Genomic DNA, 13,264 nt, shown 5'->3' with positions numbered 1-13,264 from the left:
GAAAGTAGATGAGCGCGCTCTATATGATTGTCGGCACCCTGGTCGCTTTGGGTGTGCTGGTTACCTTCCACGAGTTCGGCCATTTCTGGGTCGCGCGTCGCTGTGGGGTCAAGGTGCTGCGTTTCTCCGTAGGCTTCGGCATGCCTTTGCTGCGCTGGCACGACAAGCAGGGCACCGAATTTGTCGTTGCCGCCATTCCGTTGGGCGGCTACGTGAAAATGCTCGACGAGCGCGAAGGTGAAGTGCCACCTGATCAGCTTGATCAATCCTTCAATCGCAAATCCGTTCGTCAGCGCATTGCCATCGTAGCGGCGGGGCCGATCGCCAACTTCCTGCTGGCATTGGTGTTCTTCTGGGGCCTGGCAATGCTCGGCAGCGAGCAGGTGCGTCCGGTCATCGGGGCTGTAGAGTCCGGCAGCATCGCGGCCAAGGCGGGATTGAACCCGGGCGAGGAAATCGTGGCCATTGATGGCGAGGCGACTTCCGGCTGGGCGGAGGTGAACCTGCAACTGGTTCGTCGCCTGGGTGAAAGCGGTTCGTTACAGATAATGGTTCGCGAGCAAGGCTCGACGACCGATTCGCCTCGTGAACTTGCGCTGGATAAATGGCTCAAAGGGGCTGACGAGCCCGACCCGATTCATTCGTTGGGGATTCGCCCGTGGCGCCCGGCATTGCCGCCTGTTCTGGCCGAACTCGATCCAAAGGGGCCGGCCCAGGCTGCCGGCCTGAAGACCGGTGACCGGTTGCTGGCGCTCGATGGTCGTACGCTGGATGACTGGCAACAAGTCGTCGATACCGTCCGCATGCATCCTGATACCAAAATCATGCTGCGGGTTGAGCGGGACGGTGCTCAAATCGACGTCCCGGTGACGCTTGCCGCTCGCGGCGAGAGCAAGTCACCCAGCGGCTACCTGGGGGCAGGGGTGAAGGCTGTCGATTGGCCGCCGGAGATGATCCGCGAGGTCAGTTACGGGCCATTGGCAGCGATTGGCGAGGGGGCTCGGCGCACCTGGACCATGAGCGTGCTGACCCTCGATTCACTGAAGAAAATGTTGTTCGGTGAGCTCTCGGTAAAAAACTTGAGTGGACCGATAACCATTGCTAAAGTGGCGGGCGCTTCGGCCCAGTCGGGTGTTGCTGATTTCCTGAATTTCCTTGCTTATCTGAGTATTAGCCTGGGAGTTCTGAATTTGCTGCCCATTCCTGTGCTGGATGGGGGGCATTTGTTGTTTTATCTGATCGAGTGGGCGCGTGGTCGTCCCTTGTCGGATCGGGTGCAAGGTTGGGGGATACAGATCGGCATCAGTTTGGTGATCGGAGTGATGTTGCTCGCTCTGGTTAATGATCTGGGTCGTCTGTAACGTCGCTGAATTGCGAATCTGCCGCATTTTGCGGCAGTTTGTTTATTGCCAGTTGGAATAAGAAAGGACTTCATGAAACGTCTGCTGCTAACTGCGGTTCTCACCGTATTGATGATCGCCGAAGTTCACGCCGAGTCCTTCACTATCTCTGATATTCGCGTCAATGGCCTCCAGCGGGTCTCCGCGGGTAGCGTCTTTGGTGCTTTGCCGTTGAACGTCGGTGAACAGGCGGATGATCGTCGCCTGGTGGAATCCACTCGTGCGTTGTTCAAAACCGGTTTCTTTCAAGATATCCAGCTGGGCCGCGATGGCAACGTCCTGGTCATCACGGTAGTCGAGCGCCCGTCGGTCGCCAGTATCGAGATCGAAGGCAACAAGGCGATCTCTACCGAAGACCTGATGAAAGGCCTCAAGCAATCCGGTCTGGCCGAAGGCGAGATCTTCCAGCGTGCCACCCTTGAAGGTGTGCGTAACGAACTGCAGCGCCAGTACGTCGCCCAGGGGCGGTATTCGGCTACCGTCGACACCGAAGTGGTGCCGCAGCCGCGTAACCGAGTTGGCCTGAAGGTCAACATCAACGAAGGTACCGTTGCGGCTATCCAGCACATCAACGTGGTGGGCAACACGGTCTTCCCCGATGAGGACCTGATCGACCTTTTCGAACTCAAGACCACCAACTGGTTGTCGTTCTTCAAGAACGATGACAAGTACGCCCGTGAAAAACTGTCCGGTGACCTTGAGCGTCTGCGTTCCTACTACCTGGACCGTGGCTATATCAACATGGATATCGCCTCGACCCAGGTTTCCATTACGCCGGACAAGAAACACGTCTACATCACCGTCAACGTCAACGAAGGCGAGAAATACACCGTTCGCGACGTCAAGCTCAGCGGCGACCTGAAAGTCCCTGAAGACCAGATCAAGTCCCTGTTGCTGGTGCAAAAAGGCCAGGTGTTCTCGCGCAAGCTGATGACCACCACCTCCGAGCTGATCACCCGTCGCCTGGGTAACGAAGGCTACACCTTCGCCAACGTCAACGGCGTGCCTCAACCGCACGACGAAGATCACACCGTGGACATCCTGTTCGCAGTCGATCCGGGCAAGCGTGCTTACGTGAATCGCATCAACTTCCGTGGCAACACCAAGTCCGAAGACGAAGTGCTGCGTCGTGAAATGCGTCAGATGGAAGGCGGCTGGGCTTCGACCTACCTGATCGATCAATCCAAGACCCGTCTGGAGCGCCTGGGCTTCTTCAAGGAAGTCAACGTCGAAACCCCTGCCGTACCGGGAGTCGATGACCAGGTGGACGTCAACTACAGCGTTGAAGAGCAAGCCTCCGGTTCGATTACCGCCAGCGTCGGTTTCGCCCAGAGCGCCGGTCTGATCCTCGGTGGTTCGATCACCCAGAACAACTTCCTGGGTACCGGTAACAAGGTCAGCGTCGGCTTGACCAAAAGCGAATACCAGACCCGCTACAACTTCGGTTTCGTCGACCCCTACTGGACCGCCGACGGCGTGAGCCTGGGCTACAACGCGTTCTACCGCACGACCAACTACGATGACCTCGATACCGACGTCGCCAGCTACGCCGTAGATAGCCTGGGTGCCGGTGTGAGTGTCGGCTATCCAATCAGCGAGACGTCGCGCCTGACCTTTGGCCTGAACGCGCAACAAGACGAAATCAAGACCGGCGTCTACACCGTTGACGAGATCTTCGACTTCGTTAACAAGGAAGGCGACAAGTACCTGAACTTCAAGGCTTCGGCCGGTTGGTCCGAGTCCACCCTGAACAAGGGCGTGCTCGCTACCCGTGGCCATTCCCAGAGCCTGGTGCTGGAATCCACGATTCCAGGCAGCGACCTGTCGTTCTTCAAGCTCGACTACCGTGGCCAGTTGTTCCAGCCATTGAGCGAGAACTACACCATGCGCCTGCACACCGAACTGGGTTATGGCGATGGTTATGGTTCGACCGACGGCTTGCCATTCTATGAAAACTACTATGCTGGTGGTTTCAACTCGGTACGCGGCTTCAAGGACAGCACCCTGGGTCCTCGCAGTACGCCAAGTACCGGCAAGAACCCTGGTACAGCGTTCGACCCGGACCAGGATCCGCTGCCGTTCGGTGGTAACGTCCTGATCCAGGGTGGTGTGGAAGTTCTGTTCCCGCTGCCGTTCGTCAAAGATCAACGCTCCCTGCGTACCTCGGTATTCTGGGATGTGGGTAACGTGTTCGATTCATCGTGCTCGGATACCACAAACGCTGATGGCACGAAGTCCAACACCAAGTGCAACGACATTAGCCTGAGCAATATGGCCAGTTCTGTTGGTGTAGGTGTGACGTGGGTCACTGCACTGGGTCCTTTGAGTTTCGCATTGGCCATGCCGGTCAAGAAACCGGATGAAGCCGAGACTCAAGTGTTCCAATTTTCCCTCGGCCAGACGTTCTAAGCGTCTGACCCAAGATAACGACAATGAATTTTGTAGGAGTGCATCGTGCGTAAGTTGACTCAATTGGTTCTCCTGGCCAGCGTCCTGGTCGCTGGTCCGGCATTTGCCGACATGAAAATTGCAGTTCTGAACTATCAGATGGCTCTGCTGGAGTCCGACGCGGCCAAGAAATACGCCGTGGATGCCGAGAAGAAGTTCGGTCCTCAGCTGACCAAGCTCAAGGCGCTGGAAACCAGCGCCAAAGGTATTCAGGACCGCCTGATGGCCGGTGGCGACAAAATGCAGCAGGGCGAGCGCGAGCGTCTGGAGCTTGAATTCAAGCAAAAGGCCCGTGACTTCCAGTTCCAGTCCAAGGAACTGAACGAAGCCAAAGCCGTTGCCGACCGTGAAATGCTGAAACAGCTCAAGCCGAAACTGGACAGCGCTGTGGAAGAAGTCATCAAGAAAGGTGCTTTTGACCTGGTCTTCGAGCGTGGCGCAGTGATTGATGTCAAGCCTCAGTACGACATCACTCGCCAGGTTATCGAGCGCATGAATCAGCTGAAGTAATCCATGACCGTGACCATTAAGCTCGGCCAGCTGGCCGAGTTCCTCGGCGCCACGCTACGTGGCGACCCGGAGAGAGAAATTACTGGGCTGGCCACCTTACAGGAGGCTGGCCCAGCTCAGTTGAGCTTTCTCGCAAACCCTCAATACCGTAAATACCTGGCAGACAGCCGGGCCGCAGCACTGTTGCTGAAGGCCGCTGATGCCGAAGGTTTTGCCGGTAATGCGCTGGTGGTGCCTGATCCGTATCTGGCCTACGCGCGCGTTTCCCACCTGTTCGATCCAAAGCCGAAAGCGGCTGCCGGTATTCACCCGACAGCCGTTGTGGCCGAGGACGCGGTGGTTGACCCGGCTGCGAGTATTGGTGCCTTTGCGGTGATCGAAAGCGCGGCACGTATTGCTGCCGGCGTGACCATCGGTGCGCATTGTTTCATCGGTGCCCGTTGCGAAATCGGCGAAGGCGGTTGGCTGGCCCCACGGGTCACGCTGTACCACGACGTGCGCATCGGCAAGCGTGTGGTCATTCAGTCGGGTGCCGTGCTCGGTGGCGAAGGTTTCGGTTTTGCCAATGAGAAAGGTGTCTGGCAGAAAATTGCCCAGATCGGTGGTGTGCTGGTCGGTGACGATGTCGAGATTGGCGTGAATACCGCTATCGACCGCGGCGCATTGGCCGATACCATTCTCGGTAATGGAGTGAAGCTCGACAACCAGATCCAGATCGCCCACAACGTTCAGGTCGGTGATCACACCGCCATGGCGGCCTGTGTCGGGATCTCCGGCAGCACCAAAATCGGCAAGCATTGCATGCTCGCTGGCGGTGTAGGGCTGGTGGGGCATATCGAAATTTGCGATAACGTTTTCATCACCGGGATGACCATGGTGACCCACTCGATTACCGAAAAGGGTTCCTATTCTTCCGGTACGGCCATGCAGCCAGCAGCCGAATGGCGCAAAAGCGCGGCTCGCATCCGTCAGCTCGATGACATCGCGCGGCGCCTGCGACAGCTGGAAAAGCAAGTAGGGGAAGTGACCCCTGACGGTAATGCTTCATCAGATGGCTGATACCATTTCCATATCAAGTGTGCACAGCCGCTAGACTGCCTCCTTGATTTGCTAGCGGAACGTGCGTCAGTCGCGCGCTCCCAATCTTTACATAGGCTTCCCCCCGAAATGATGGACATCAACGAGATTCGCGAATACCTGCCTCACCGTTACCCGTTCCTGCTGGTGGACCGGGTAGTGGAGCTGGATGTTGAAGGCAAGCGCATTCGCGCCTACAAGAATGTCAGCATCAACGAACCGTTCTTCAATGGTCACTTCCCCGCGCATCCAATCATGCCGGGTGTCTTGATCATCGAGGCCATGGCTCAGGCTGCCGGGATCCTTGGTTTCAAGATGCTCGACGTGAAACCGGCCGACGGCACCCTCTATTACTTCGTCGGTTCCGACAAGCTGCGCTTCCGCCAGCCGGTTCTGCCAGGCGATCAGTTGATCCTTGAAGCCAAGTTCATCAGCTGCAAGCGTCAGATCTGGAAGTTCGAATGCCAGGCTTCGGTCGATGGCAAGCCGGTCTGCTCCGCTGAAATCATCTGCGCGGAACGCAAACTATGAGTTTGATTGACCCTCGTGCAATCATCGATCCGACAGCCATTCTGGCTGACGGCGTCGAGGTCGGCCCGTGGTCGATCGTCGGCGCAGGTGTGGAAATCGGCGAGGGGACAGTCATCGGGCCGCACGTGATCCTCAAGGGCCCGACCCGAATCGGCAAGCACAATCGCATCTACCAGTTTTCCTCGGTGGGTGAGGACACACCTGACCTGAAGTACAAGGGCGAGGAAACCCGCCTGGTGATTGGTGATCACAACGTCATCCGTGAAGGCGTGACGATCCACCGTGGCACCATCCAGGATCGTTCGGAAACGACCCTGGGCGATCACAACCTGATCATGGCCTATGCCCACATCGGCCACGATAGCGTGATTGGCAACCACTGCATCCTGGTAAACAACACCGCGCTGGCGGGCCATGTGCATGTGGAGGACTGGGCCATCCTCTCCGGTTTTACCCTGGTTCACCAGTATTGCCACATCGGTGCCCACAGCTTCTCCGGCATGGGGACGGCGATCGGCAAGGATGTTCCAGCCTACGTCACGGTGTTTGGCAACCCTGCCGAAGCCCGTAGCATGAACTTCGAGGGCATGCGCCGTCGGGGGTTCAGCGAAGATGCGATCCACGCACTACGTCGTGCCTACAAGGTGGTGTACCGCCAGGGCCTGACCGTGGAGCAGGCGCTGGCCGAGTTGACAGAGCCGTCCGCCCAGTATCCGGAAGTGGCGGTGTTCCGTGACTCCATCCAGTCTTCGACTCGCGGCATCACCCGCTAACCATGGCTAATCTGCGTATTGCGCTGGTAGCGGGTGAGGCTTCCGGTGACATTCTGGGGGCGGGCCTCATGCGCGCGCTCAAGGCTCGTCACCCGGCCGTCGAGTTTATCGGTGTCGGTGGTCCGTTGATGCAGGCTGAAGGCCTGACCTCGTATTTCCCGATGGAACGTCTGTCCGTCATGGGCCTGGTGGAAGTGCTGGGCCGGCTGCGAGAGTTGCTGGCGCGGCGCAAGAAGCTGGTCGCCGACCTGATTGCCGCGAAACCCGATGTGTTCATCGGTATCGATGCGCCGGACTTCAACCTCAATATCGAACTCAAACTGCGTCAGGCCGGTATCAAGACCGTGCATTACGTCAGTCCGTCGGTGTGGGCCTGGCGACAGAAACGCGTGCTGAAGATTCGCGAAGGCTGCGACCTGATGCTCACGCTGTTTCCGTTCGAAGCCAGGTTCTACGAAGAGAAAGGCGTGCCGGTGCGGTTCGTCGGCCATACCCTGGCCGATGCCATTCCGCTCGAAGCCGATCGCGCGGCTGCGCGAGCCGAGCTCGGTTTGCCTGACGGGCCGCTGGTGGCGTTGATGCCTGGCAGCCGTGGCGGTGAAGTTGGCCGGCTGGGTGCGTTGTTTCTCGATACCGCGCAGCGCCTGCGGGCATTGCGCCCGGGTGTGCGGTTTGTCATGCCTTGCGCCAGTGCGCAACGTCGTGCACAGCTTGAAGAGCTGTTGGCCGGTCGCGACCTGCCACTGACCCTGCTCGATGGACAGTCGCATCTGGCCTTGGCAGCGTGCGATGCGGTGTTGATTGCTTCCGGTACCGCGACGCTTGAAGCATTGCTTTACAAGCGGCCGATGGTGGTCGCCTATCGCCTGGCGCCTCTGACGTTCTGGATTCTCAAGCGCATGGTGAAAAGCCCCTACATTTCGTTGCCGAACTTGTTGGCTCAGCGTCTGTTGGTGCCCGAGTTGTTGCAGGACGATGCCACGGTCGAAGCGCTGGCCCAGACCTTGTCGCCCTTGATCGAGGGTGGGGAAGAGCAGACCCGTGGTTTTGATGAAATTCACCGGACCCTGCGTCTGGATGCCTCCAACCAGGCTGCGGACGCAGTGCTGAAGCTGATCGGCCAAGTAGAATGAGTAAAACGAACATGCAGATGGGGCTGGACTTTACCTTGGTCGCTGAAGTCGAAGAGTTGGTTGCCGGCGTCGATGAAGTGGGTCGTGGCCCGCTCTGTGGCGCGGTAGTGACGGCGGCGGTGATTCTTGATCCGAACCGCCCGATCCTCGGCCTGAACGACTCGAAGAAACTCACCGAGGCCCGTCGCGAAAAGCTCTACGACGAAATCTGCGAAAAAGCCCTGAGCTGGTGCATCGCTCGCGCCGAAGTCGAGGAAATCGACGAACTGAATATCCTCCACGCCACCATGCTCGCCATGCAGCGTGCTGTCGCCGGGCTGCACATCCAGCCGAAACTGGCGATGATCGACGGCAACCGCTGCCCGAAACTGCCGATGCGTTCCGAGGCAGTGGTGAAGGGCGATAGCAAGGTTCCAGCCATCGCCGCCGCATCGATTCTGGCCAAGGTCAGTCGCGACCGGGAAATGGCCGCGTTCGAGTTGATCTACCCCGGCTACGGCATCGGTGGCCACAAGGGCTACCCGACACCCGTTCATCTGGAAGCGCTCGCCCGTCTTGGCCCGACCCCGATTCACCGGCGCTCCTTTGCTCCGGTGCGTCTGGCTTACGAGGCACGGGAAAGTCTCATCGAGAGTTAGTCGCAAGGCTGATTTTTTTTACCAAGGCCCGGTACAATCCGGGCCTTGTTGTTTTCATGACTTAACGCAGGATCACTATGCCGGCTTCATTCGTTCACCTACGCCTGCACACTGAATACTCCCTGGTCGACGGTCTGGTGCGGATCAAGCCGCTGGTCAAGACCCTGGTCGGCATGAACATGCCTGCCGTGGCGGTCACCGACCAGAACAACATGTGTTCCCTGGTCAAATTCTATAAAAACGCCATGGGTGCCGGGATCAAGCCGATCTGCGGCGCCGACCTGTGGCTGTCGAACAAGGATCCGGACAACCCGCTGAGCCGGATCAGCCTGCTGGTAATGAACGCCGAAGGCTATCGCAACCTCACCGAGCTGATTTCCCGCGGTTTTATCGAGGGACAGCGCAATGGCGCAATCATCATCGAGCGCGAATGGGTCGCTGAAGCCAGCGCCGGCTTGATCATGTTGTCGGCGGCCAAAGAAGGCGAGATCGGCCAGGCCATGCTCAGCGGCAACCCCGCCGAGGCTGAAACCCTGGCCCGCGAATGGATGGACGTGTTTCCGGATCGTTTCTACCTGGAGATCCAGCGCACCAACCGCCCCAACGATGAAGAACAGCTGCACGGTGCCGTGGCCCTGGCCGAGAAGCTCGGTGCGCCGCTGGTGGCGACCAACGACGTGCGTTTCATCAAGCAGGAAGACTTCGCCGCCCACGAAACCCGCGTCTGCATCGGTGAGGGCCGTGCCCTCGACGATCCGCGGCGCTCGAAGAATTACAGCGATCAGCAGTACCTCAAAAGCGCCGAGGAAATGGCCGAGCTGTTCAGCGACATTCCCGAAGCGCTGGAAAACACCGTCGAGATCGCCAAGCGCTGCAACATCGAAGTGAAGCTGGGTACGCACTTCCTGCCCAACTTCCCGATCCCCGATGGCATGACCATCGACGAGTACTTCCGCAAGGTGTCCTTCGATGGCCTGGAAGAGCGCCTTGCCGTCCTGCTGCCCAAGGACACCACCGAAGACTACGAAACCAAGCGTCAGGTCTATGTCGACCGGTTGAATTTCGAGCTGGATATCATCATCCAGATGGGCTTCCCCGGTTACTTCCTGATCGTGATGGACTTTATCCAGTGGGCCAAGAACAACGGCGTGCCGGTAGGTCCTGGCCGTGGGTCGGGTGCCGGATCGCTGGTGGCCTATGTGCAGAAGATCACCGACCTCGACCCGCTGGAATATGACCTGCTGTTCGAACGTTTCCTCAATCCGGAACGGGTATCGATGCCCGACTTCGACGTCGACTTCTGCATGGACGGTCGCGATCGGGTGATCGACTACGTGGCCGAGAAGTACGGCCGCAACGCGGTAAGCCAGATCATCACCTTCGGTTCCATGGCCGCCAAGGCTGTGGTCCGCGACGTGGCGCGGGTGCAGGGCAAGTCCTACGGCCTGGCGGACCGTCTGTCGAAGATGATCCCGTTCGAAGTCGGCATGACCCTGGAAAAGGCCTACGAGCAGGAGGAGATCCTGCGCGACTTCATCAAGGTCGATGAAGAAGCCGCGGAAATCTGGGAGATGGCCCGCAAGCTCGAAGGCGTTGTGCGTAACGTCGGCAAGCACGCCGGTGGCGTGGTGATCGCCCCGACCAAACTGACCGACTTCTCGCCGATCTATTGCGACGAAGCGGGCGATGGCCTGGTAACCCAGTTCGACAAGGACGACGTTGAAGCGGCCGGTCTGGTGAAGTTCGACTTCCTCGGTTTGCGGACCCTGACGATCATCGATTGGGCGCTGAAAACCATCAACCGCGACCGCGCCAAGGTCAACGAGCCACCGCTGGATATCGCGTTCATCCCGCTTGACGACAAGCCGACCTACACCTTGCTGCAAAAGGCCGAAACCACGGCGGTGTTCCAGCTTGAATCCCGGGGCATGAAGGAGCTGATCAAAAAGCTCAAGCCCGACTGCCTGGAAGACTTGATCGCACTGGTGGCCCTGTTCCGTCCGGGCCCGCTGCAATCGGGCATGGTGGACGACTTCATCAACCGCAAGCACGGTCGCGCCGAGCTGGCGTATCCGCACTCGGACTACCAGTACGAAGGCCTCAAGCCCGTACTGGCACCGACCTACGGCATCATCCTGTATCAGGAACAGGTGATGCAGATTGCCCAGGTCATGGCCGGTTACACCCTCGGTGGCGCGGACATGCTGCGTCGCGCCATGGGCAAGAAAAAACCCGAGGAAATGGCCAAGCAGCGCGGCGGTTTCATCGAAGGTTGCGCCACCAACAATATCGACGCGGACCTGGCCGGTAACATTTTCGACCTGGTGGAAAAATTCGCCGGTTACGGCTTCAACAAGTCCCACTCTGCCGCCTATGGCCTGGTGTCGTACCAGACCGCGTGGCTGAAGGCGCACTACCCGGCGCCGTTCATGGCTGCGGTACTCTCGGCGGATATGCACAACACCGACAAGGTCGTGACCTTGATCGAAGAAGTGCGGACGATGAAGCTGCGTCTCGACGCACCGGACGTCAATACCTCCGAGTTCAAGTTCACGGTGAACGACGAAGGCCGGATCATCTACGGCCTGGGTGCCATCAAGGGCGTGGGTGAGGGGCCGGTCGAGGCCATCACCGAAGCGCGTCTGGCGGGGCCGTTCAAGGATCTGTTCGATTTCTGCGCCCGGGTCGACCTCAAGCGCATCAACAAGCGCACCCTCGACGGTTTGATCCGCAGCGGTGCCCTGGATCGCCTAGGGCCGTACTTCCACGATGAGCAGAAAGCCTACCAGGCCAACATCGACCGCAATCGCGCGGTGCTGCTGACGGCCATGGAAGAAGCGATCAAGGCGGCCGAACAGACCGCGCGCACCCAGGACAGCGGTCACTCGGACCTGTTTGGCGGTCTGTTTGTCGAAGAAGACGCCGACGTCTACGCCAATCACCGCAAGGCCAAGGAGCTGACCCTCAAGGAGCGTCTCAAAGGCGAGAAAGATACCCTCGGCCTGTACCTGACCGGTCACCCGATTGACGAGTACGAGGGTGAAATCCGTCGCTTCGCCCGTCAGCGCATCATCGATCTAAAACCGGCGCGTGATACCCAGACCGTTGCCGGGATGATCATCGCCTTGCGGGTGATGAAGAACAAAAAGGGCGACAAGATGGGGTTCATCACCCTCGACGACCGCTCCGGACGGATCGAGGCCTCGCTTTTTTCCGAGGCGTTCCATTCGGCGCAGTCACTGTTGCAGACCGACGCGATGGTGGTGGTCGAAGGCGAGGTCAGCAATGACGACTTCTCCGGTGGCCTGAAATTGCGGGTCAAGCGGGTGATGAGCATGGAAGATGCGCGCACCAACCTGGCCGAAAGCCTGCGCCTGAAGCTGCATGCCAAGGATCTCAAGGGCGATCAGCTACGCTGGTTGGGCGAGTTGTTGAAGCGTCACCGCGGTGCGTGCCCGATCACCATGGACTACACCAGCCCTGATGCGAAGGCCTTGTTGCAGTTCGGCGAGGGCTGGCGGATCGATCCGGCGGATGCGTTGATTCAAGCCTTGCGTGACCAGTTCGGGCGAGACAACGTCTTCCTCCAATACCGTTGACGGTCAGTGCTATCAGATTGCCCTGACCCAAACCTGAATTTTTAATCTCGACCTCAACGCGCCTGTCCCTTAAGGTAGGGCGCGAATAGACAACCGGCCGGCCCAAGATTCCTTGGGACTCGACCCAAGACGGACGCCTATGAACCCGAATTTTCTAGATTTCGAACAGCCGATCGCCGACCTGCAAGCCAAGATCGAAGAGTTGCGCTTGGTCGGTAATGACAATTCGCTGAATATCGGCGATGAGATCTCCCGCCTGCAGGACAAGAGCAAAACGCTGACCGAAGACATTTTCGGCAAGCTGACCAGCTGGCAGATCGCACGCCTGGCACGTCACCCGAAACGTCCGTATACCCTGGACTACATCGAACACATCTTCACCGAGTTCGACGAACTGCACGGTGACCGTCACTTCTCCGACGACGCGGCCATCGTTGGCGGCATCGCCCGTCTGGACGACAAGCCGGTCATGGTCATCGGCCACCAGAAGGGCCGTGAAGTGCGCGAGAAGGTTCGCCGCAACTTCGGCATGCCGCGTCCGGAAGGCTACCGCAAGGCTTGCCGCCTGATGGAAATGGCCGAACGCTTCAAGATGCCGATCCTGACCTTCATCGACACCCCGGGTGCTTACCCTGGCATCGACGCTGAAGAGCGCAACCAGAGCGAAGCGATTGCCTGGAACCTGCGGGTGATGGCGCGCCTGAAAACCCCAATCATCGCCACCGTGATCGGTGAGGGTGGTTCCGGTGGTGCACTGGCAATCGGTGTCTGCGACCAGTTGAACATGCTGCAATACTCGACCTACGCGGTGATTTCGCCGGAAGGTTGCGCTTCGATTCTGTGGAAAACCGCCGAGAAGGCACCGGATGCCGCAGAAGCGATGGGCATCACCGCCGAGCGCCTCAAGGGCCTGGGCATCGTGGACAAGGTGATTGGCGAGCCATTGGGCGGCGCACACCGTGACCCGGCTGCTGCCGCTGCATCGATCCGCGCCGAGCTGAGCTCGCAGCTGGCGATGCTGAAGAAGTTCGACAACGACGCGCTGCTCAAGCGCCGTTACGATCGTCTGATGAGCTACGGTCTCTAACCGACCTCGCTGCACCCTGTAGGAGCTGCCGCAGGCTGCGATCTTTTGATCTTGTTTTTTAAATCAAG

General features: G+C 58.9%; 10 protein-coding genes. All 10 read left to right on the top strand.

Going from position 1 to position 13,264, the window contains the following annotated elements; genetic code table 11:
• Positions 1–8: 8 nt before the first annotated feature.
• Positions 9–1,361 (top strand): sigma E protease regulator RseP, encoded by a 1,353-nt coding sequence (gene rseP / locus KW846_RS28395; RefSeq protein ID WP_218486283.1) that lies wholly within the window; start codon positions 9–11, stop codon positions 1,359–1,361.
• Positions 1,362–1,433: 72 nt separating this feature from the next.
• A complete protein-coding gene (bamA, locus tag KW846_RS28390) occupies positions 1,434–3,809 on the top strand; it encodes an outer membrane protein assembly factor BamA (protein WP_218486282.1) in 2,376 nt (791 codons plus the stop codon).
• A gap of 45 nt (positions 3,810–3,854) precedes the next feature.
• A complete protein-coding gene (locus KW846_RS28385; RefSeq protein ID WP_007978376.1) occupies positions 3,855–4,358 on the top strand; it encodes an OmpH family outer membrane protein in 504 nt (167 codons plus the stop codon).
• A gap of 3 nt (positions 4,359–4,361) precedes the next feature.
• On the top strand, positions 4,362–5,417 hold the full coding sequence (lpxD, locus tag KW846_RS28380; RefSeq protein WP_104450675.1) for a UDP-3-O-(3-hydroxymyristoyl)glucosamine N-acyltransferase: 1,056 nt from the start codon (positions 4,362–4,364) through the stop codon (positions 5,415–5,417).
• Between the two features lie 108 nt (positions 5,418–5,525).
• Positions 5,526–5,966 (top strand): 3-hydroxyacyl-ACP dehydratase FabZ, encoded by a 441-nt coding sequence (fabZ, locus tag KW846_RS28375; RefSeq protein ID WP_007978374.1) that lies wholly within the window; start codon positions 5,526–5,528, stop codon positions 5,964–5,966.
• Complete coding sequence (gene lpxA / locus KW846_RS28370) at positions 5,963–6,739, top strand: acyl-ACP--UDP-N-acetylglucosamine O-acyltransferase (RefSeq protein ID WP_218486281.1); 777 nt, start codon at positions 5,963–5,965, stop codon at positions 6,737–6,739. Before fabZ ends, lpxA begins: the two co-directional genes overlap by 4 nt.
• 2 nt (positions 6,740–6,741) lie before the next feature.
• A complete protein-coding gene (gene lpxB, locus KW846_RS28365) occupies positions 6,742–7,872 on the top strand; it encodes a lipid-A-disaccharide synthase (RefSeq protein ID WP_218476601.1) in 1,131 nt (376 codons plus the stop codon).
• Between the two features lie 11 nt (positions 7,873–7,883).
• Positions 7,884–8,510 (top strand): ribonuclease HII, encoded by a 627-nt coding sequence (rnhB, locus tag KW846_RS28360; protein WP_007978371.1) that lies wholly within the window; start codon positions 7,884–7,886, stop codon positions 8,508–8,510.
• 77 nt (positions 8,511–8,587) lie between these two features.
• Positions 8,588–12,109, top strand: coding sequence for a DNA polymerase III subunit alpha (dnaE, locus tag KW846_RS28355; protein ID WP_095965043.1), 3,522 nt, complete (start codon positions 8,588–8,590; stop codon positions 12,107–12,109).
• 139 nt (positions 12,110–12,248) lie between these two features.
• Positions 12,249–13,196, top strand: coding sequence for an acetyl-CoA carboxylase carboxyltransferase subunit alpha (locus KW846_RS28350; RefSeq protein WP_007978369.1), 948 nt, complete (start codon positions 12,249–12,251; stop codon positions 13,194–13,196).
• Positions 13,197–13,264 lie beyond the last annotated feature (68 nt).

This window comes from Pseudomonas sp. PDM32 (genome assembly GCF_019219225.1).
Classification (GTDB): Bacteria; Pseudomonadota; Gammaproteobacteria; order Pseudomonadales; family Pseudomonadaceae; genus Aquipseudomonas; species Aquipseudomonas laurylsulfatiphila.
Note: the sequence above shows the minus strand (reverse complement) of the source record. Positions and strands in the feature narration are given on the sequence as shown.

Coding starts and splice junctions, on each gene's coding strand:
- lpxA (WP_218486281.1), top strand. CDS start 5,963: ATGAGTTTGATTGACCCTCGTGCAATCATCGATCCGACAGCCATTCTG.
- bamA (WP_218486282.1), top strand. CDS start 1,434: ATGAAACGTCTGCTGCTAACTGCGGTTCTCACCGTATTGATGATCGCC.
- lpxB (WP_218476601.1), top strand. CDS start 6,742: ATGGCTAATCTGCGTATTGCGCTGGTAGCGGGTGAGGCTTCCGGTGAC.
- KW846_RS28350 (WP_007978369.1), top strand. CDS start 12,249: ATGAACCCGAATTTTCTAGATTTCGAACAGCCGATCGCCGACCTGCAA.
- rnhB (WP_007978371.1), top strand. CDS start 7,884: ATGCAGATGGGGCTGGACTTTACCTTGGTCGCTGAAGTCGAAGAGTTG.
- lpxD (WP_104450675.1), top strand. CDS start 4,362: ATGACCGTGACCATTAAGCTCGGCCAGCTGGCCGAGTTCCTCGGCGCC.
- dnaE (WP_095965043.1), top strand. CDS start 8,588: ATGCCGGCTTCATTCGTTCACCTACGCCTGCACACTGAATACTCCCTG.
- rseP (WP_218486283.1), top strand. CDS start 9: ATGAGCGCGCTCTATATGATTGTCGGCACCCTGGTCGCTTTGGGTGTG.
- fabZ (WP_007978374.1), top strand. CDS start 5,526: ATGATGGACATCAACGAGATTCGCGAATACCTGCCTCACCGTTACCCG.